This window comes from Leptodesmis sp. (assembly GCF_052746595.1).
The window spans coordinates 13,740-33,296 of the sequence record NZ_JBRAGO010000049.1 but is presented as its reverse complement, the minus strand read 5'-3'; the positions used below and the strand labels follow the sequence as shown (position 1 = coordinate 33,296).

The 19,557-nt window shown below is 49.8% G+C and carries 19 protein-coding genes; 4 read left to right on the top strand and 15 right to left on the bottom strand.

Features of this window, described 5'->3' with window-relative positions:
- Positions 1 to 23: 23 nt before the first annotated feature.
- Entirely contained in the window at positions 24 to 1,178 is a 1,155-nt protein-coding gene (gene murG, locus ACUVQO_RS12310) for an undecaprenyldiphospho-muramoylpentapeptide beta-N-acetylglucosaminyltransferase (RefSeq protein WP_445926170.1), read from the bottom strand.
- A gap of 244 nt (positions 1,179 to 1,422) precedes the next feature.
- Here murG and ACUVQO_RS12305 point away from each other — a divergent pair, with 244 nt between their 5' ends.
- The gene (locus ACUVQO_RS12305; RefSeq protein WP_445926169.1) at positions 1,423 to 2,184 is read left to right on the top strand and encodes a nuclear transport factor 2 family protein; all 762 of its coding nucleotides are present in this window, start codon (positions 1,423 to 1,425) and stop codon (positions 2,182 to 2,184) included.
- A 75-nt stretch (positions 2,185 to 2,259) separates the two neighbouring features.
- On the opposite strand, the gene ACUVQO_RS12300 is transcribed toward ACUVQO_RS12305, so the two are convergent.
- The 10 genes from ACUVQO_RS12300 to ACUVQO_RS12255 form a co-directional block, all read right to left on the bottom strand.
- Positions 2,260 to 3,003, bottom strand: coding sequence for a tetratricopeptide repeat protein (locus ACUVQO_RS12300; RefSeq protein ID WP_445926168.1), 744 nt, complete (start codon positions 3,001 to 3,003; stop codon positions 2,260 to 2,262).
- 25 nt (positions 3,004 to 3,028) lie between these two features.
- Positions 3,029 to 4,045: a DNA-formamidopyrimidine glycosylase gene (locus ACUVQO_RS12295; protein WP_445926167.1), complete on the bottom strand. Its 1,017-nt coding sequence runs from the start codon at positions 4,043 to 4,045 to the stop codon at positions 3,029 to 3,031.
- 30 nt (positions 4,046 to 4,075) lie between these two features.
- Complete coding sequence (locus ACUVQO_RS12290; RefSeq protein ID WP_445926166.1) at positions 4,076 to 5,338, bottom strand: aminotransferase class I/II-fold pyridoxal phosphate-dependent enzyme; 1,263 nt, start codon at positions 5,336 to 5,338, stop codon at positions 4,076 to 4,078.
- 5 nt (positions 5,339 to 5,343) lie between these two features.
- A complete protein-coding gene (locus ACUVQO_RS12285; RefSeq protein ID WP_445926165.1) occupies positions 5,344 to 6,306 on the bottom strand; it encodes a protochlorophyllide reductase in 963 nt (320 codons plus the stop codon).
- A 78-nt stretch (positions 6,307 to 6,384) separates the two neighbouring features.
- Positions 6,385 to 6,759, bottom strand: coding sequence for a DUF1823 family protein (locus ACUVQO_RS12280; protein ID WP_445926164.1), 375 nt, complete (start codon positions 6,757 to 6,759; stop codon positions 6,385 to 6,387).
- A gap of 188 nt (positions 6,760 to 6,947) precedes the next feature.
- Entirely contained in the window at positions 6,948 to 8,327 is a 1,380-nt protein-coding gene (locus tag ACUVQO_RS12275) for an oligosaccharide flippase family protein (protein ID WP_445926163.1), read from the bottom strand.
- Between the two features lie 596 nt (positions 8,328 to 8,923).
- Positions 8,924 to 9,391 (bottom strand): MarR family winged helix-turn-helix transcriptional regulator, encoded by a 468-nt coding sequence (locus tag ACUVQO_RS12270; protein WP_445926162.1) that lies wholly within the window; start codon positions 9,389 to 9,391, stop codon positions 8,924 to 8,926.
- A 78-nt stretch (positions 9,392 to 9,469) separates the two neighbouring features.
- The gene (sixA, locus tag ACUVQO_RS12265) at positions 9,470 to 9,976 is read right to left on the bottom strand and encodes a phosphohistidine phosphatase SixA (protein WP_445926161.1); all 507 of its coding nucleotides are present in this window, start codon (positions 9,974 to 9,976) and stop codon (positions 9,470 to 9,472) included.
- A 272-nt stretch (positions 9,977 to 10,248) separates the two neighbouring features.
- Positions 10,249 to 11,562, bottom strand: a complete 1,314-nt coding sequence (locus ACUVQO_RS12260; RefSeq protein WP_445926160.1) for a DHH family phosphoesterase — start codon at positions 11,560 to 11,562, stop codon at positions 10,249 to 10,251.
- A 258-nt stretch (positions 11,563 to 11,820) separates the two neighbouring features.
- A complete protein-coding gene (locus ACUVQO_RS12255; protein WP_233743937.1) occupies positions 11,821 to 12,318 on the bottom strand; it encodes an HNH endonuclease in 498 nt (165 codons plus the stop codon).
- Between the two features lie 136 nt (positions 12,319 to 12,454).
- Between ACUVQO_RS12255 and alr the strand changes: the two genes are divergently transcribed.
- Entirely contained in the window at positions 12,455 to 13,651 is a 1,197-nt protein-coding gene (alr, locus tag ACUVQO_RS12250; protein WP_445926159.1) for an alanine racemase, read from the top strand.
- Positions 13,652 to 13,657: 6 nt separating this feature from the next.
- Here alr and ACUVQO_RS12245 read toward each other — a convergent pair whose 3' ends face one another.
- The 4 genes from ACUVQO_RS12245 to ACUVQO_RS12230 form a co-directional block, all read right to left on the bottom strand.
- On the bottom strand, positions 13,658 to 14,074 hold the full coding sequence (locus ACUVQO_RS12245; protein WP_445926158.1) for a hypothetical protein: 417 nt from the start codon (positions 14,072 to 14,074) through the stop codon (positions 13,658 to 13,660).
- Positions 14,075 to 14,737: 663 nt separating this feature from the next.
- Positions 14,738 to 15,907, bottom strand: coding sequence for a cysteine desulfurase family protein (locus tag ACUVQO_RS12240; protein ID WP_445926157.1), 1,170 nt, complete (start codon positions 15,905 to 15,907; stop codon positions 14,738 to 14,740).
- Between the two features lie 261 nt (positions 15,908 to 16,168).
- The gene (locus ACUVQO_RS12235) at positions 16,169 to 16,579 is read right to left on the bottom strand and encodes a hypothetical protein (protein WP_445926156.1); all 411 of its coding nucleotides are present in this window, start codon (positions 16,577 to 16,579) and stop codon (positions 16,169 to 16,171) included.
- Between the two features lie 167 nt (positions 16,580 to 16,746).
- A complete protein-coding gene (locus ACUVQO_RS12230; RefSeq protein WP_445926155.1) occupies positions 16,747 to 17,247 on the bottom strand; it encodes a hypothetical protein in 501 nt (166 codons plus the stop codon).
- Positions 17,248 to 17,653: 406 nt separating this feature from the next.
- Here ACUVQO_RS12230 and ychF point away from each other — a divergent pair, with 406 nt between their 5' ends.
- Both ychF and ACUVQO_RS12220 read left to right on the top strand, forming a co-directional pair.
- A complete protein-coding gene (ychF, locus tag ACUVQO_RS12225; protein WP_445926154.1) occupies positions 17,654 to 18,745 on the top strand; it encodes a redox-regulated ATPase YchF in 1,092 nt (363 codons plus the stop codon).
- A 153-nt stretch (positions 18,746 to 18,898) separates the two neighbouring features.
- A complete protein-coding gene (locus ACUVQO_RS12220; RefSeq protein WP_445926153.1) occupies positions 18,899 to 19,513 on the top strand; it encodes a hypothetical protein in 615 nt (204 codons plus the stop codon).
- Positions 19,514 to 19,557 lie beyond the last annotated feature (44 nt).

The following is a 19,557-nucleotide window of genomic DNA, read 5'->3' as shown; positions in this document are numbered from 1 at the left end:
ATGCTTCGCATACAGCGCGGGACTTATAGCTCCCCGAACCCCTCAATAGTTAAAGAACGTTCTTTATCCTGGGATGTATTCTTGCCTACTTTTTCCATCAACTGCCTCACCCGGTTAGCTAGTTGAGTTGCACTATCGGGGACGGCAAGACTGGCGGCTTTCTCAGCCATGACTTGCAGGGTTTCGGGATGGGCGGCGGTGCCCAGTCGATCAAGCACCGCCGATCGCAAAATGTCTGCCGTTAATTCGGATTGTCGGAACATTAAGGCGGCTCCTGCCTTGGCAAAGACAGCGGCGTTATAGGCTTGATGGTCATCAGCGGCAAATGGGTAAGGAATCAAAATCGACGGGGTATGGGTAATCGCCAGTTCCGTTAACGTGCCTGCCCCCGATCGCCCAATTACCAGATCGGCTCGATGAAACAACCCCGCCATGTTGCTGTAGAACGGCAGCGGCAAGTAATGAGGATGTTGAAAACTCTTGGCATCTGGGTCATTGTCTCCCGTCTGATGCACAATCCAGATCCCAGCCTCCAACCAGGAGGGGGCACACTCCCGTACCAGTTGATTAATCGCCACGGCTCCCTGACTGCCACCCACGATCGCCAGTAGAGGTACTCCCTCCGGAATGGGCAAATCGGATAGCGGGGGTGGGGGATTTTGCTGAAATTGCTCGCGGGCGGGTGTGCCTACCACCGTTGTTTGTGCCTTGGGTAAGTACTGGGCGGCTTCGGGAAAACCGATCGCCACTTCTGTACACCAGGGACTCAGCAAACGGGTGACTTTTCCGGGTAAGGCATTTGATTCATGCAGCATCACGGGCAAACCCAAAGACCGGGCCGCAATCACCGCTGGTGCTGCGATATAGCCTCCCGTCGTAAACACGCCCTGAAACTGGCCCTGGTGGAGTAACCGTCGCACCTGCCCGATCGCCCCAATCAGCTTCAGCAACACCGGAACCATCCGTAAACCCCGTTTCTGAAAGCCTTCTACGGCAACAGTATGGAGGGGGTAGCGCTCTGGCACCAACTGGGTTTCTAAACGATTCGGCACGCCTAGCCATTCAATTTGGTAATCTGGAAGCTGTTCGGCAACGGCGATCGCGGGAAATAAATGGCCGCCTGTGCCGCTGGCCGCGATTAACAAGCGTTTGGCTGGCTGCTTGGTTTCAGTACTCACAGTAGTCCCATCCTGGAAGCTTCGTCCTTAACTTAAGATAATAATCTGGTTGTTTTACAGGAACCTTCAGTACGCTAGTGCTTACGATTAGGCACCGACTTAATCTTCTCAAACTCATCCACTCCATAATCCCCTAATTTGTATGCGTGATTTCTTCAATTCCCTGTCTGTCTCTCAGGCCCCTGCTGATCATCCAACGGCTATGGTACGTAGGGCTGCTGGCAGGCGATCGCGGGGGTGGTGCATGGCTGTTGCTCTAGTAGCTTCCGTCACCAGTGTCCTGATCAGCACTCATGTTCGAGCACAAAAGCCGGCTACTACTGCCCCCGCTCAAGTGACCAATTTGCTGACTCAAATGGATACCGCAGCCAATAACCGGAATGTTCAGGATGTGGTAGGGCTATTTGCGGACAACTTTACCCATTCCGATGGGCTAACCCGCCAGACGTTAAAAGAGGCATTAAACAACCTCTGGAAGCGCTATCCCAATTTGAAGTACCGCACGGAGCTAAAATCCTGGAAGCCCGCAGGTAGGGGAGTTCAGGCTGATACCATCACTTACATTACGGGAACTCAAACCGACGGCGATCGGGAATTCAAGCTCAATTCGACCCTGGAAGCCAGCCAGGTGATTGAGAATCAGAAAATTGTGCGGCAGGATATTCTCAATGAGCGGAGTCAGATTACCAGCGGCACCAATCCTCCAGAGTTAAAAATCAATCTGCCGGAGCAAGTGCGGGCAGGCCAGGAATTTACCTTCGATGCGATCGTCCAGGAACCCCTGGGCGATGATTTGCTGGTAGGAGCGGCTTTAGAAGAACCTGTTAAACCAGAAGGCTATCTGAATGTCACTACTGCGAACCTAGAAGCCCTGCCTGCGGGTGGCATTTTTAAGGTCGGCAAAGCTCCTCAAAATACTGCCAATCAGTGGTTATCGGCGGTTGTTGTGCGTCACGATGGAATTACGATGGTTACTCAGCGATTAAAAATTATCGGCACCCGGTAGGGATGAATTAGAGGCGTTCTGGCAGAACGTCTTTCCGAATACCAACTATTATTTTCTGGTAAAGAACAACCGGGATCAGCGGCTAGCTTCTAGCACTTGCCGCGATCGCCGGATCTGGTCTGCACTGAAACCAGCTTGATTCAGATAGGTCAGAAATTCTGGATCCTGATACCGCGAATCGATGGCGATCGCTTGCCGGTAAGCCGCTTTTGCCTGGTCTATGGCTTGATTTCCCCAGTGGGCGATCGCTAAAGCCACCAACGGATGAGGATTGGTCGGTTCCAGCTTAGCCGCCTCTTTTGCCGTAGCAATCGCCCAATCATATTGCTGAATTCGTTCAAAAGCCAGACTCAAGTTATAGTAAGCAATCTCATTATCTGGCTTCAGGATCGCGGCCCAACCATGAGTGACGATCGCAGCATCTAATTTGCCACTGACTAAGTAGACAATTCCCAACGCATTTAATGTTGGTACATCAAACGGATTCAGCCGTAAGCTTTCCAGCAGTGTTTTCATCGCTTCACTTTGCTGGCCTGCCTTATGTTCTGTCCAGCCTAACAACACCCGACCGGATAAATTTTGCGGATCCAGTTCTACGGATTTCTTTAAAGCCGCGATCGCCTCCGGATATCGTTCCTGTTCCCGCAAACTTAACCCTAACTGCCGATACTCACTCGCTGACTGGGCAAATCCTCCCTGCACTGATAACAATAAAGTAACCAGCGTTATTCCAATGACTCCACCTCGATGCATACCAATATCTTTGCCGCCTACTTCAAATTCATTTGCAATATCATTGAGCTTCCAGCATTTGCTCAACCGTTAATTCAATGATGATTTCCTCCTATTTCTGACACCTGGGACAAAAATGGGCCGATCGCCCTGCCAGCTTTAATCGCGCAATCACAGTACCACAGGTGCGACAGGGTTGCCCATCGCGAGCGTAAACCCAGGCTCTCCCACCATAATTACCGTTCACCCCCTCCACATTACGAAAGGTACTGAAGGTCGTGCCTTTGGCCTCAATACTGTCCAGCAAGACCTGCACAATATTGGCATGCAGTTGCTTCACCTGATTGTGGCTCAGGCGAGTACACAGCTTTTCCGGGCGAATTCCGCTCAAGAACAATGCTTCGTCTGCATAAATATTGCCAATTCCCGCAACGATCGCCTGATCCAACAACGCACTTTTAATCGGGCGATGGCGATGATGCAACTGTTCATACAAATAAGAGACAGAAAACTCCTCTGAAAACGGTTCTGGCCCCAGTGCTTGCAACCCGGTCATAATGGCTTCTGGAGCCATTCCTGGCGGTACCCACCACATTTGCCCAAAGGTGCGCTGATCCACAAAGCGCAATTCATGGCCACTGGCAAAAAAGAGCCGCACGCGAGTATGTTTCGGCAGCGGTTCTGCTGAATTAACCCACAGCAACTGTCCAGTCATTCGTAAGTGAACGCCCAGGAATCCCGCGAGATGCGGATTAGAGATTGGAGATTGGGGATTGGGAAGGGACATGGCTCCTGGCTCGTAGCCATTTTGGATGTTGGATTTTGGATGTTGGATTGATGGGTTGTTGTGTGGCTCGTGGCTCCTGGCTTGTGCCCCTTCCCTATCTTCCTTACCTGCCTTATCTTCTCTACCCGCCTCACTGTCTCGAACCAATTCAGCCAACAAATACTTGCCCCGTCGCTGCCACTGGACAATTTTGGTTCCTTGTAGTCCCGCTAAAAAATTAACTGCGGAAGAGGGATCAGCCAGGGTGCGATCGAGCAGCACATCACCCCCCTGAATGGTTTGGTTCAGGGTAACCAGGTTCAGTCCTCGACGGACGGTTTCAACTTCGGGGAGTTCAGGCACAGGAGCGATCGTCAGTAAATTCTGTAGCTTTTAGTCTATCGAAATCTGGCTTAATCCCTCGGCTAGTTGCTCCAAGTGACTGAGTTCATGGGTAGCCATCACCGTAATCCGTAGCCGACTGGTGGGTACAGTGGGCGGACGCACGGTAGACACAAAGATCCCGGCCTTTTGTAAGGCCTGACCGATCGATAAAACAGTGTGGGGAGAATCGACTTGCAGACACAGAATGGGGGAGTGAGAGGGGAGGAGTGTGGGAGTAGGAGAGGGGAGGGGCATGGGGGAGTGGGGGGATGGAATCATGGGTGGTAGAGACGTTTCGGTGGAACGGCCCGTTAGAACGTTTCCAGCAGTGGGAAAGTGTTGGGTGAGGAGGGTGAAGAGGTGGTGGACGTTTCGCCAGAGTTGGGTGCGGCGTTGGGGTTCCTGATGGATAATGCGAATGGCTTCCAGGGCGGCGGCGGTATCAGCGGGAGAAAGCCCTGTGGTGTAAATCCAACTGGCGGCCCGATTGCGGAGAAAGTCAATCAGGGCGGCAGAGCCAGCAACATAGCCTCCTAGACTGCCAAGGGTTTTACTGAGTGTACCCATTTGTATAAGGGGCCGTCCGGTGCAACCAAAATGTTCCACGCTGCCGGATCCGGTAGACCCCAGAACTCCGGTCGCATGAGCTTCGTCCACCAGCAACATAGAGTTAAATTGTTCAGCCAGATCCAGAAGTGCTGGCAAGGGGCAAAGGTCGCCATCCATGCTGAAGATACTGTCGGTCAGGATCAGGCAGCGTCGGTACTGGGGACGGTGTTGGTTCAGAAGATGGTGAACTTGCTCCAGATTGCAGTGGGCGTAGTTCAATACAGTGGCTCCACTGAGGATGGCTCCGTTTTTCAGGCTGGAATGGTTGTATTGATCGGCGAGGATTAAATCCCGTTTGCCAACCAGAGCACTGATAGTTCCCAGATTGGCGAGATAGCCAGAACTAAAGACGATCGCATCCTCGGTTTGTTTCCAGGAGGCGATCGCCTGCTCCAGTTCTCGATGCAGATCCCGATGACCGCTAATTAAGCGCGAGCCAGTACTACCTGTGCCATATTCTTGAGTTGCCGCGATCGCCGCCTGGATCAAGCGATCGTCCCCAGCTAACCCCAAGTAATCATTGCTGGCAAAGTTGAGGACAGGCTGACCATTCAGCAAGACTATAGGGCCGGGACGGTAGGCGATCGCCTTCACCGAGCGATACCAGTTCGCCCGGTGAATGGTTTCTAAGGCTAGCTCTAGCCAACTGTAGGGATCACTCACTTAACTCAGGCAATCCCCACCAGTTTGGCTGAAGTTTCCCACATTCGCTCTGCTTTTTCGTCATCGCGAGCTTGCTTGGAAACCCGTTGCACGAAGGCTTTGCGGCCTTTCTTCTGACGATTACCCCAACTCCAGTAGGCTCCCGACTGCTTAAACTCCGGATCGGCGACGACGGCTGCTACCCGTTCCCCAGCAAGTTCCTGGGAGACATAGCCGCCCGTAATGTACTTCTGGAAGAGCGGGAATAATTTTTGGAACAAGGGATAGTGGTTGCGGAACAAGGGGGTATCTGCTACACAGCCCGGATACAGAGAGCTAAAGATAATTCCGGTGGAATCGTGATAGCGCTTGTGCAACTCCAGCATCGTCAGCACATTGCATACTTTGCTGTCTTTGTAGGCTTTCACTGGTTCAAACTTCTTGCCATCTACCATCGTCACTGGATCTTTGAAACCAGCCTCAAAGCCCTCAAAGTTGCCGACATCTGGGCGCGGATAGACTTTACCACCAGGTTCATCGGGGTTGTGGGTCACAGTTCCCAAAATCACCACTCGTTTATCGGGTTCGGGATTTTTCTTCAGGTCATCTAGCAGCAGGTTGCAGAGCAGGAAGTGACCTAGATGATTGGTGGTCATCGTCAGTTCATAGCCTTCAGGACTGCGCAGCGGTTCTTTCAGCAGTGGCATATAGATGGCTGCATTACAAACTAGTGCGTCCAGAGGCCGACCGCTGGCCTGAAATTCCCTGGCAAACTTGCGAACACTGTCTAGCGATCCCAGATCAATATGCATGATGCTGTAGCTGCCTTGGGGAAGACCAACAGATTGAGCGGCTTCTCCAGCTTTTCCAACATTGCGGCAAGCCATTACCACAAACCATCCCCGATCAATCAGCGCTTTTGTCGTGTATAATCCGACTCCTGACGATGCGCCTGTAACAATTGCTGTTCGCTTCCGATCTTGTGCCATTTTTCCCACAATTCATTAATGACTGTTTCCTATTTCACAAGATCTTACACTTCTCTGTAACCCTGATTGGCTGGGTTCTCAGGCAGAAATTTCATGTAGTTTCATGTAGCTGAGGAGCCAGTTTGCGATCGTGGCACGGCGAGTTTTTCGAGGCACTAATTCACCGACTGTGTAGCCCTTGAACCCCAATTGCTCCTTCAACAGTTGCTTATGTTCGACGGGAATCGATCGCGTCAATTTCACAGTAGCCGGACGACTTTCGATAAATTTAGGTGGTTCAGGATACTCCTGTTGCCACTCTGGGGCGACTTCGGAACTATCCCACTGGCCGGAAGCCGGATCGAGCCGATAGCCCAAACAGTGCCACACTAATTGATGGGCTGTATCATCGGAAATTTCGTCGTTGATGATTCCCCAAAGGGTTGCTGTTGTTAATTCGGGTAAGTCTGACATTGGCCCTGATTCCTGCCTATCACATATCTTGATTTCCAACCACTGAGCATACAATCTCACTGTTCGCGGAATGAACAGCAGCAAAGATTAAATCGGCAATTGGTCAAAGTTGCATCCAGCCTGGAAGCTAGACCCAGTAGCTGGGCGACGGCAATGATTCAAGAATAGTGCGAGAGTATAGCTGCCTGCTAAATTCTATGGAAGAAGATGAGCGCGGCCAGACCAGAGGCGATGCCAATAATGGGCAGATCCACTTCGGGTTGCCAGATGGATAACCGGGCATAGCAGATCGCCTGAAAGGGATACAGGAACCAGGCCATTGCAGCAATGCCTACAATTACCCCATAATCGCCTCCCAGATAGTAGCCCACAAACATAGTGGTAAACTGTAGGACTACCTGAATGGCCATCAAACCAGTCAGGATAGCGGTTTTACCTTGAGCTAATAAAACATTGGTATAGGTAGAGCCAGGGGTGGCAACCAGTGAACCTAGAGCCAAAATTTGCAGCATCCAGCCTGCATCGGCATACCGCTTGTCATACATGATATGGATCAGCGGTTCTCCAAAGAAAACGAAGAAGAGGGCCACAGTCAGAGTTAACCAATTCAGTACTAACCGAGATTTTCTGAGGACTGGGTAGAGTCGTTCGGGACGATCGCGAACCAGTTCTGAATAGGAGGGAAATAGAACTTTGCTTCCTAGCATACCGACAATATCGCCAGTCAACCGGGCGAGGTTTTGGGCGAAGGAGAATACCCCCATAAACGCCACACCCATCAACCGGGGAACAACCAGATTACTGCCCTGGATCGCAAAAAAGGTTAGCAGGGTTGTAAAAAAGATCCACCGTCCAAACTGAGCTAGTTCTGCTAATGATTCTTTATTCCACTCAAAATGATTTTTTTCTCCCTTCAAATAGGTATGGCTCAGGACGAGCTTCATGGCCGAAGCAAACAAGGTACCAACCACCAGTGACCAAACAGCTAAATCTCGAGGAGCATTGGCTAACTTAGCCAAAAACGCGCACCCAATCATGATCAAAATGGAAAGGATTTGCGTGCTCAGTTCGACGATCGTCAAACGACGCAGATCCAAATGACGATTGGCAGTGGCCCATTTGGTCGACACAAAGCCGGACATGATGGTTGTCAGACCGGCAACGGGTAAGAGCCAATGCAGGATAGGTTCTTTATAAAAGATAGAAACGGGCCATGCGATTAAACAGGCACACAACCAGAGAATAATGCCCCGTGCCCCATTCATTGTCCAGGCGGTGTTCAAAAACTTGGGATCATCTCCCCGCTTACTTTGGATAATGTTAGGAAACACCCCGAAGTCAGACAGCATTTCTAATCCAGCCAGAAAGGTGTAAACCAGGGCCATCAAACCAAAGGCTTCTGGAAAGAGCAAGCGACTGATAATGAGGTTGCTGGCTAGGCGAATGATCTGGCTGGCTCCATGACCACCAATTGTCCAAATCGATCCACGAATCACCCGTTTGAACAGCGATTGGGATGTTTTTCCAGGGACTTCGCCTGGTACTTTTTCCATTGAACTTTCAGTCATCAATCGCTCCTAACATTTCAGGACATTCTTATGTCTGGATTACTTTATAAAGATGGAACAGGAGTTTCGTAGGAAGTTGGCTCACAGAAACAACCCATTTGCTATCAAAAAATCGGATGCCAGGGCTAAAACAACCCTGGTTCAGCCGATGCTTCATTAGGTTGCCCATTTTTATCAGGCTTACACCTTCCCCTGGTAGGAGTCAGGATGAACTAAACCTTGTCCAAGTCCAGAACCGGAGTTTCTCTGATCGGAAAACGACCGTTCTCTGGCTGGGATTGGTTTACTTCAGCAGTATCCAATTGTTATGTCGGCCAATTAGCGGATGAGCATGACTTGTCTCATCCCAGTATCACTTATCCGAGTCACTTAACATTTTGGGTTCTGCGATTTTCCTCAAACTTTCACAATTACCTTAAATAGGCGGTTGACATGAGCAAGAATGCTCAACCTGGCCTACAACTTTGACCAAAGATTGGTATGATTGAAGGCTAATTATTTTATTTTCGTAAAATAAACAGTCCAAATTGAATTAATGAGGCAGGATCTCCTACCTCCCGGATTTCCATCTAGTGTGTGACAGAATCTGGGGCGATTTAAACCAAATTAGCGATCACTTGATCCACCAGTTCAGAAAACTTCTCCCGATCAGCAACGGGTATTCCCTGCATCGCATGTTCCCGAATTTCGACCGCGATCGGTGGAAGGACATCTTTGAGTTGTTTGCCTTCTTCAGTGAGCCAGATTCGCCAAACTCGGCGATCGTGCTGATCCCGCTCTCTCCGGATGAGTCCGCGTTCTTCCATCCGATCTAGAACCCCTGTCATCGTACCGCCAACCTGTTGCAGTTTCTCGCCGATCCCAGAAGTTGGCAATCCATCTTCTTCCCACAGGCAACACAAGACAACCCAGTGGAAAGCCGTCAGACCAAACGGCTCCAACCGTTCCTGAAACTTCCGACCGAGAAGTTGGGATAGCAGCTTAATCCGGTATCCCAATCCATAAGGCGCGAGAATTGCCTGCCATCCCTGGGTTGTTGTTTGCTCAAGAGACTGGGAAGCCATGGGGTTAAGCCTCACTTATTTAGCATGCTTACTATTCTCAGCTTACTGTTTACAATCCCTTTTGGGCAAGGAAAGTTTTTATCCTAACAAAAAACGTGGTGGAGTCAGCCAGAAGAGTTGGCTGTGCCCAACCGGAGAGCCAGTTTTCGGTAACAGTAATCCCATGACTCCAGCCTTTTTCAGTGCGATCGCGCCTTTGGCCTCGCCCCAAATGAGTGTTTCAGCCCAGGTACTCAGACCGGGTTCATGACCCACCAGAGCCAGACACCCCGTCTTTCCCGGTTTCCAGGAGGAAAACCACCCCACCCAATCCTCAATCCTTCCGTTAGGGGCTAGAGGGCTGAATTCCTCCAACTGTTGCCCCAGACCCACATCCATCAAGATTTCTGCCGTCTGTCTGGCTCGTACCAGAGGACTGGTTAATATCAGGTCAAACTTCAGGCTTAGGTCAGCCAGACGATGAGCCACCTGCCGGGTTTTTTGTTGACCTGCTTCCGTCAAAGGCCGTTCATTGTCATTAGCGTAGGAGCCGTGCTCTCCAGCAAGACCATGCCGGACGAGGTAAAGAGTGGTTTCAGTAGCCATAATGCTTGTCAGAAGTGTTGAGGTTTAAGTGTTGAGGTTTAGTTTTAAGAGGATGTTTTAAAAGCCTGCCTCTTGGTCATCCTGGCAACTACAGTCACGGTTATACCGAGAAAACCTGCCGACCCAGGTTCTTGAAAACCTTGATGGTATTGAGTCTGCGTCGGCAGACTGAATGAGTGTAGTCGCGGTTTTAACCGCCAGATAATTTTCAAATGCCCTCTAAGGCAGAACTACAATTTAGAACTCAACCCTCAAAACTTAAAACTTATCGGTTAGCTCATGCCATTGTGGTAATGCTGATCCGGATTAATCAGGCGTAGCAGTTTTTGTTTGACCTGGGCATCGAAGACACTCCATTTCATTTTGGAATATTCGGCGCTTTCGGTGAACCCAGAGAGGAAACCGAGAGGGATTTCAAAACCGCCTGCCTGCGATCGCCCACCGCCAAAGAAGCGACCGTGAGTATCCTGACCGAAGGCTTCTTTCAGGAATTCGTCCGGATCCAGGGTGATTTTATTAGTTCGCAGGGAGCCGATCACCAGTTCAATGTCGTCGTCTTCATCCTGGACAATGCCATAGACCACAGCCGTATGAACGTTTTCTTCGGTGACTAGAAAATCTGCAGCTTGGGGAATGGCATCCCGATCGTCGTAGCGTAGATAACCCACTCCCGCGATCGAGAAGTTGTTCTTTACGATCCGGTTTTTCAGCGATCGTTCAATCACATCCATTACCTGCTTGGAGCGGGAGGATTGCAAGACCGCGTTCAGTAACTGACCATCATAAAACCGACTCAGGTAAGCGGCAGCGAGAAAATCTTCTTCCTGGGCTTGCCGCAGGGCATTGGTGTCCGATCGCAAGCCGTGCATTAACGCGGTTGCACACTTCACATGCTCACTGGAATTGGAATCAAGCTTTAAGAGGCCAGCTTGCAGGTATTGCGTCAGGATCGTTGCTGTGGCCCGTGTATATGGACGGATATCAACAAACTCCGATTTGACGTCACCTTGCATACTGTGGTGATCAATCATGACCACGGTAGGAATGCCAGATTCTTGCAAGGAGGGCATCAGTTGGCTGGTAGTTCCTTGATTGTCAATCAGGGCACATCCCTGATAAACCGTTAAATCGCGGGTTCTGAGGGTTGGCAGTGGCCACCGCTGTACGGGAAGGCTGGTTAATTTTACCAGCGCAATGTTTTCCTGATGGCTGAGGGTTCCGCCATAGACCATCTCACATTGAATATCAAAGTTTTGCGCGATCAGTTTATACGTCCAGGCCGAAGACAGCGCATCGGGATCGGGGAAGTCTTGCAGGACGATGATCTGTCGTTCGCCGCGATGCCGTTCCAGAGTTTGCCGGAATGCTTCTATTTTCTGACTCTGTTCACGGGAGCGGGGGATATCGTAAGCGAATGGATGACTAACATAGGGGCTAGCATCGATCGTTGTCCTAGGTAAGGCTTCAGTGGCTTCCGATTGCAGAACGGAGTGGGGATCAGGCTCAGCTTGCACGTCATCGTCTGCTACGGCCAGTGCGCTGTTATGGGAGGGAACTTTACGGGAAGTTGATGAATCAGATGGCATAGAGCTAGGAAAAATAAATGATGCGAATGATGGGAGAGGAATACAGCCACTTATCCCGGTGGATAGGTCATGGTAGACGTTGAACGTTGATCACACATCTCAGATCTTCGCAAAAAAACCAGTAAACGTCATAACCCCAAGGAAGCAATCTCTCAAGTAGAGAGGTGGACAGGAGGATAAGGCTGTGTCAGACAGGCAGGGAAACTGTCCGGGACGGAATCATCCACTTAAAAACCCTCCAGGAATCACCATAGAGGGTCACATACCGATAACATATTTACGCCATTCCTGATTCAAGCCATTTTTAACGTGCTTGGTGACTTCAAAGTAAAGTCCGCTATAGGGTTTGCGAGGCGGAATTTGCAAAAGCATCCCAGCTTCCTTGGGAGTCCGATTGCCTTTCTTGACGTTACACCGCACACAGGCTGTGACAATGTTCTCCCAGGTATCTCCGCCACCCCGCGATCGGGGAATCACATGATCAAGGGTTAAATCCTCTCCAGTATAGTTACAGTACTGGCAGGCATGACCATCCCGATGCAGCAGGTTTTTGCGAGTGAGCGGAATCTCTTTGTAAGGCACCCGCACATAGTGACGCAGACGGATTACAGTTGGCAACGGAAATCCGGAGTAAACGTACTTTCCATTGTGTTCAACCTGCTCTGCCTTACCTTTCAGCAGTAATACGACCGCCCTGCGCCAGCTCGTAATGTTGAGCGGTTCGTAGGAAGCGTTGAGCACCAGAACCTTGCTCATTCTAGTGAAGTTGAAATAATGTTTCACAAATGGTAGCACAGGAATGACCGAATCGCCCATTCCCTTGCTATTCTTCTGACAGCCAAACGCGATCGTGGATGGCTATCGCAGGTGTGAACGAGGAGTGATTGGATCCATGCTGAGTTGGGAACAAAGCCCAAGTTTAGCCCGAATGCAGCGAGAACGAGCCTGGGTAGAAATTGATGTGGCAGCTCTAGCCCATAACGTTCAGCAGGTTAAAAGTTTATTGTCCCAGCAGACGGACTTGATGGCTGTGGTGAAAGCGGATGCTTATGGGCATGGGGCTACTACCGTCGCTCGAACAGTTTTGCAGGCTGGAGCCAGTTGGTTGGGGGTAGCTACGATTCCAGAAGGGATCGAACTGCGAGAGGCGGGAATTCAAGCACCGATTTTGATTCTGGGAGCAACCTATACCCCAGCCCAAATTCAGGCGATCGCCCGCTGGAACCTGCAACCTACCCTGTGTACTCCGAAGCAGGCGCTGGTCTTTTCAGAAACGATGGCTGATCTACGGTACGGTAAGCCCCTCCCTGTTCACTTAAAAATTGATACAGGAATGTCGCGCTTAGGAACCCCCTGGCAGGAGGCGGTGGAGTTTGTGCAATTGGCACATCGGTTGCCCCATCTGGAGATTGCCAGTATCTATTCTCATCTGGCGACAGCAGAGAGCCGCGATCGCACGACCGCCCAGCAACAACAACGGTTTGAGTGGGTTATTGAGCAAGTGAAACAAGCCGGATTGACTTGCCCTCGGTTACATCTGGCGAACTCTGCTGGCACCCTGACCGATCCTGGCTTGCATTATGACCTGGTACGGGTTGGGCTGGCACTGTATGGCCTTTATCCGGCGGAGCACCTGAAGCCCATCCTTTCTCTCAAGCCTGCACTCCAGGTAAAGGCTCGTGTTACCCAGGTTAAAACCCTGCAACCAGGAACGGGGGTTAGCTATGGGCACCGTTTTGTCGCCGATCGGGAAATGCAAATGGCGGTCGTGGCAATTGGCTATGCTGATGGGATTCCCCGAAATCTGTCGAATCAGATGACGGTGCTGGTGCAGGGACAGAAAGTGCCACAGATTGGTGCGATTACGATGGATCAATTAATGCTAGATGTTAGCCAGGTGCCTGATTTACAGGAAGGAGATGTGGTCACAATTTTGGGCCGTTCTGGTCAACAGTGCATCTCTGCTGACGATTGGGCTGCGATCCTGGGAACCATCTCCTGGGAAATTCTCTGTGGCTTCAAGCATCGCCTGCCGAGAGTGGCTGTTGGTTCAACTTTTGTAGATTTATCATTGGAAGCAAAAGCTTAGAATTCATTAATTAAAAACAACCAGCACCTCTTTCAGGAAGCTTCGTAGTTTCTCGCCAACTTCAGGGACGGGGCAGTCCTCTCCTTCAAACGCCCAGTGATCTAAGGTTGACAGCCACCAACGTTTGCCCCGGTGATCAAATCCTGCGACCTCGGCCCCGATCGCGCGTCGTTCATGGGTAAGGGAATCTTCATGAAAGCGGATTTGCAACAAAATACTGCGGCTCTGAAACAGGCGAGAAAATCCTGGTAGATGAAACCCAATGTCGATCGATTCTGGATCCACCAGTTCCCGCGTATCGGGATCATTGGCCCAGGGTTTCAAGTCTGCTCTGGCATCGGGGAACTCAGACTTAAAGAGATTCACAACAGTGGCTATCTTGCTGGCAGTTTCCAGGCTGTTTGCCTGCTCGGCTGCATTCACGCGCATCTCCTTCCTGTAAAGAACCTGCAATGCTTTTGACGTATTTTTACTCAGTTATCTCCAGAGAGCAATACCTGTCAGGGCTAGACCAGCAGAGAGAGCGCCAGATTGATCACTAACAATGTGTTAGGCCAGATTACTTCAAGCTATATAAATAACTTTTATGTAAAAAATGGATTAAAAATAAAATTTTGTAGTTTTAAATACAGAATTTATCTGATATATTGACTCTAGAAAGAGATCAGTTTCTAGGTTCAAGGAGAATTCGAGATATGAATACCCAAGATCAAGCTCGTGCATTAATGATCCGTCACAAGCAAATGATCAGAAATCGGAAGAACTGTGTATTGACCCGCGCAGCAGCAGAGATCGGCATGCCTTCTGAACAAATCCACGATGTGAATGCTGGTAAATCTCATCCCGATCGTCCCGGTTATGACCGTAGTAGTGTTGGTCTAAGCTAACGGTGGCTGTCAGGGCTGTCCTGACGTAATTGAGTTCAGCTACAGATTCATGGAAAGCATACATTAGGCGCACTTCTTAGGGGTGCGCCTCTTAGCTGAAATCAATATGGACGACTCTTGCAGCCAAGTTGCTATGTCTTTGGGTAACCCTTCAAAGGATGAATTGCCTAGAGCGTTGGTTGAAAGGCATTACGCTATGTCAGGCAGATATCTTTGCCGCTTGACGTAGTGCTTCAATCGTTTCAATGGTGTGCTTGGCCACCCGATCGATTTCTGCTTCGGTATTGAAACGGCCAATGCCAAACCGGATGGAGGCGTAGGCAAAGTCATTTGATCGGCCAATGGCCTTCAGCACATGGGAAGGAGTCGCTTTTGCAGAGGTGCAGGCGGATCCAGCCGAAACTGAAACAACGGGCTGCAGCCCCAGGATCAGTGCCTGACCATCTACTCCGGCGACGCTGATGTTTAAATTGCTGGGCAGCCGTTTGGTGGGATGGCCGTTAATGTAAATTCCTCCTAAAGGTTGCAACTGGTTCCAGAGGCGATCGCGCAACCGAATTGTTTCCTTCGTTTCGGCTTCCATCACTTCGATTCCCAGTTTTACGGCCTCCGCAAACCCAACAATTTGAGGAGTATACAGGGTGCCCGATCGCATTCCCCGTTCATGGCCACCTCCATGTAGTTGGGGAGCTAACTGCACTCTAGGATTGCGTCGCCGCACGTAGACCGCTCCAATTCCTTTTGGCCCATACACTTTATGCGCCGTCAGAGACATTAGATCAATGTTCATTGTCTCTACATTCAGCGGAATCTTGCCGATCGCTTGAGCCGCATCCGTGTGGAACAGCACATCCCGCCCCTTACACATCCCTCCAATTTCTGCAAGGGGCTGTAAAACGCCGATCTCATTGTTGGCTGCCATTACTGAAACCAGGATCGTATCTGGGCGGAAGGCCATTTCTAACTCACCCAGGTCAATGATTCCGCTGGCTTGCACTGGCAAAAAGGTAATTTCAAAACCTTGCGATCGCAAGTAGCGACAGGTATCCAGGACGGCGTTATGCTCCGTTTCAACCGTGATGATGTGACGGCCCTTGCCAACGTAGGCTTCTGCAACCCCTTTGAGTACTAGATTGTTAGCTTCCGTAGCGCCACTGGTAAAAATAATCTCTTCTGGAGTGGCGTTAATAGCTGCGGCCAGAATTTCTCTAGAACGAGTGACTGCCGCTTGTGCTTCCCAGCCGTATTGATGACTGGTGCTGGCAGCATTGCCAAAATGCTCAGTAAAGAAGGGTAGCATAGCCTCCATCACGCGCGGATCAACGGGAGTGGTGGCGTGACAATCCATGTAGATCGGGCGTTGGGACATTTCCATATCAGTTCACAAGTCATATCAGTTTTGCAATAGTATGCCTAATCCTTGAGAGGTCTGTCATCTAGCTTTTGAGCCACAGTCACGCTACAAAATCCTGATGCAGCAAGCATTTCAATAGTGGACTGTGCTAAAAAGTGCAACCGAACTTTCACAGTGGTGAGTATACGCTTTGCATCAACTTTAAACTATGCCACTAATCGAAGTAGTTCGATGGATTTGTGAATAGATGTAAAGCTTTACTCTGGGATTGCAAGATTAATAAACGTAAATTCCTCCCGTTTCCTGAATATTGACCGTTGTGCTTCCTGGACGGTTTTCTGGAAGTTGGGATATTTTGATGGTGACGACATTATTGGCAGCAGAGACGCTGTATTTCAGATTAAATCGAGAATCGACTGGGCTAATCAGCAGGTAGATGGGGAGTGGTAGTTGGGTTAATGCTGTGCGATTACCAGAGGCCAATCTGCGGGGTGGAAATTCGTTGGTGGTGGAACTGTACTCCAATTCAATGCCTGTTTGATTCACTAAATGAACCTGATAAGGCTTTTGAGGATTGATGCGGGCGATCGGTTGCCAGGGATAGGCTTGAGAATTAGCAACAGATTGGGCGTGGACTTGAATCGTTGGAAGGATTGGCAGACCTGGAATGAGCAAGAGAGAAGCCATTATCCAAGGATTTATCGTCATCTAAAAAATTTTCCATCAAAACAAGATTGGTTGAGGGAATGAAGTCATCTCCTAAGAGGGAGGTGAATCCATGCAGTGCTTCCTACAGCGTAAGGCTTAGTGAATGGCTGCGATCACTATGATTGTCACCTTTGAGATCCAATTCTCTATTCATCTGCATTAGTGGATTCGAGTTTGCTTGCAACCTCATGAGGGTTGGAGTCTGCCTCATCCTGGCTAACCAGTGTGTCATCATGATTCTGGGTATTGTCCTCGGCAATCGCCTCTTCCGGATCTTCCCCATCTGTGGCTGCCATTTCTACTAAATCGGTGTCATCTTCATCAGCATCAAGGGTGATACTGGTATCGGCAGAAGCAGTGAACAGCATGTAATTATCTTGAGTATCGGCAGAACTCGTTGACAGGCCAATGGTAGGAGAGGCACTTGGATCGACAGACTTGGTTGAACTGACCGATAGATCCATCGTAGTGGGTGCCGTACTGGGAGCGATCGTGGTGTTGACCGTACTCCCAGGAATGATGGGGGTTCCCATTTGGGCTTTAGCGAAACCATTGCGTAAGCCAATGTAACCCAGTGGTACCAAAAGGGCAGCACTTACCAAAATTCCTCGAAATCCTTTGTGATTCATAACGCGCAACATAGTCATAGACCTCCTCGGAAAAGACTGGCACATAAAGTTTAGCCGCAGTTCTGGAAAATGAACCACTTTGTCAAGGAAATCTCGTTAGTGTTGATTAAAGTACATTGGTATTGCTAAGGCTCATTGTAAGGCGAACATTCAGCCATGTACCACTTTAGACTGTTGAAAGACTGTTGATAAACTTCAATCGCCATTAATTATGAGCTTAAAAATCTACCGTAAAGTTTCGTCAGGGCTTCTCCCGTCAGTTGTTTGGCCGCTTCCTCTTTTCTATCCCAAGAATGAAAGTCTATCCCAAAAACGAAAGTCTTGTCCTCCGTGTTTCTGGTTTCCGGCCCATGAACCCTTTTTAGCCACTACCGCCCTACACTGGTAAAGTAACCATCTGTCGCTACTATATTTGTCATTACTTATGCTTCGAGCTGGGATTGTTGGGCTTCCCAACGTTGGCAAATCAACTTTATTCAATGCTCTGGTGGCCAATGCCAAGGCTACGGCAGCTAACTTCCCCTTCTGCACGATCGAACCAAATGTGGGGGTTGTGGCTGTTCCTGATGAGCGGTTGGAAGTGCTGGCTAAAATCTCCCATTCAGCGGAAATTATTCCCACCCGCGTAGAGTTTGTCGATATTGCCGGATTGGTGAAGGGAGCCAGCCAAGGAGAAGGGTTGGGTAACCAGTTTCTGGCGAATGTTCGAGAAGTGGATGCGATCGTTCATGTGGTGCGCTGCTTTGAGAACGACGATATTATTCATGTCTCCGGTTCTGTGGATCCAATTCGCGACATTGAAGTGATTAATCTGGAACTGGCGTTAGCAGATTTGGCGCAGGTGGAGAAACGCCTCGATCGTGCCCGCAAACAGGCCAGGGGCAACAAGGAACTTCAGGTTGAAGTAGATGCCCTGGAAAAGGTGCTACCGATCTTAAATGAAGGCCAACCTGCCCGTCAGGTCGAGTTAACGGAAGAGGAAGAAACTGCTCTCAAGCCGTTGGGATTATTAACTTATAAACCCATCATTTACGCTGCCAATGTATCGGAAGAGGACATGGCGACTGGAAATGCCTGGGTAGAGCAGGTGCGGGAATTGGCGGCTAAAGAAAATGCTCAGGTGATCGTCGTCTCTGCCCAAGTGGAGTCGGAATTGATTGAACTGCCTCCAGAAGAGCGGCAGGATTTTCTGGAATCGCTGGGAGTTACGGAGGGAGGCTTACAGTCTTTAATTCGGGCCACCTATGAATTGTTGGGGCTACGCACTTATTTCACGACCGGGCCGAAAGAAACTCGCGCCTGGACGATCAAAGCGGGAATGCTGGCTCCTCAGGCTGCTGGGGTAATTCATACAGACTTTGAGCGGGGATTTATTCGGGCGGAAACGGTGGCCTATCAGGATCTGGTTGCGACCGGCTCGATGGCGGCTGCCAAGGAGAAAGGCTTGGTTCGTAGTGAAGGAAAAGACTACACCGTTCAAGAAGGAGATGTGATGTTGTTCCGATTTAATGTGTGAGAAGCGTTGCTATGGCTAATCTCTTTGCCTGAGAAAAGGTATACTTTGCAGGTGTCATGGTTATGAATTGTTAAGGGTAGCCCCTCCCTGGATGTTTAAGCGATGAAGTTGTCCATTCTGTCTTGAGCTTAAATCAAGCAGGTTTTATGGTTATTGTTTATCTCTGTCCCACTTAAAGACGCGGTGATGCAGTATCTGGCTCAGGTACAGAAAAAAGAATCCTCTCACGAGGTGGAACTCCGACTCATTGCTCGTCAGTATTCGGAGTATGGTTGGACTCTGATGCCTGACCAGGAAGTCATTCCCTTTGATGGCGATTGCTCCTTTGGTGATGGAGTCCTGCTGCTCGTCAAACTTTCAGAAACCGGTCAGGTGTTGCAAGCGACCAATGCCACGGACTGGCTCCTGAAAATAGTGCAAACCTTTCTGATCAGCGGTATTACTCCGGAGTTTCTCCGCAATGAAGCGGAAAGAGCTGAGCAGTGGCGGCAGGATTTAACCCTGAAAAGTCAAGATCTCGATCGTCGCGCTCTGGAACTGGAAGCCCGACGGGAACAAATTGAGCAGTTGGAGGAAAGCCTGAAGCGCGAAAAGAAGCAAATGGAGAGTTTGGCCGCTCAGTATAAGGAGCAGAATCAGGCTCTTGCTCGGCGACAAATGGAATTAAATGCCTACCAGGAAGAATTAAGCCGACTGGAAGCAGAACTGAAACTGGAAAAGCAACAGTTAGAGGAACTGCTACGACAGCATGGCAATAGTCCGAAATAAATGGGCAAGCGGATCACCATGCCCATGCTGCGTTTTTCTGATTT

Bases quoted from the DNA above. Each gene is read 5' to 3' on its own strand.
- ACUVQO_RS12280 (WP_445926164.1), bottom strand. From the start codon at position 6,759: ATGTCAGACTTACCCGAATTAACAACAGCAACCCTTTGGGGAATCATC.
- ACUVQO_RS12270 (WP_445926162.1), bottom strand. From the start codon at position 9,391: ATGGCTTCCCAGTCTCTTGAGCAAACAACAACCCAGGGATGGCAGGCA.
- ACUVQO_RS12305 (WP_445926169.1), top strand. From the start codon at position 1,423: ATGGCTGTTGCTCTAGTAGCTTCCGTCACCAGTGTCCTGATCAGCACT.
- ychF (WP_445926154.1), top strand. From the start codon at position 17,654: ATGCTTCGAGCTGGGATTGTTGGGCTTCCCAACGTTGGCAAATCAACT.
- ACUVQO_RS12260 (WP_445926160.1), bottom strand. From the start codon at position 11,562: ATGCCATCTGATTCATCAACTTCCCGTAAAGTTCCCTCCCATAACAGC.
- ACUVQO_RS12240 (WP_445926157.1), bottom strand. From the start codon at position 15,907: ATGTCCCAACGCCCGATCTACATGGATTGTCACGCCACCACTCCCGTT.
- ACUVQO_RS12235 (WP_445926156.1), bottom strand. From the start codon at position 16,579: ATGGCTTCTCTCTTGCTCATTCCAGGTCTGCCAATCCTTCCAACGATT.
- alr (WP_445926159.1), top strand. From the start codon at position 12,455: ATGCTGAGTTGGGAACAAAGCCCAAGTTTAGCCCGAATGCAGCGAGAA.
- ACUVQO_RS12275 (WP_445926163.1), bottom strand. From the start codon at position 8,327: ATGACTGAAAGTTCAATGGAAAAAGTACCAGGCGAAGTCCCTGGAAAA.
- ACUVQO_RS12285 (WP_445926165.1), bottom strand. From the start codon at position 6,306: ATGGCACAAGATCGGAAGCGAACAGCAATTGTTACAGGCGCATCGTCA.
- ACUVQO_RS12230 (WP_445926155.1), bottom strand. From the start codon at position 17,247: ATGACTATGTTGCGCGTTATGAATCACAAAGGATTTCGAGGAATTTTG.
- ACUVQO_RS12255 (WP_233743937.1), bottom strand. From the start codon at position 12,318: ATGAGCAAGGTTCTGGTGCTCAACGCTTCCTACGAACCGCTCAACATT.
- sixA (WP_445926161.1), bottom strand. From the start codon at position 9,976: ATGGCTACTGAAACCACTCTTTACCTCGTCCGGCATGGTCTTGCTGGA.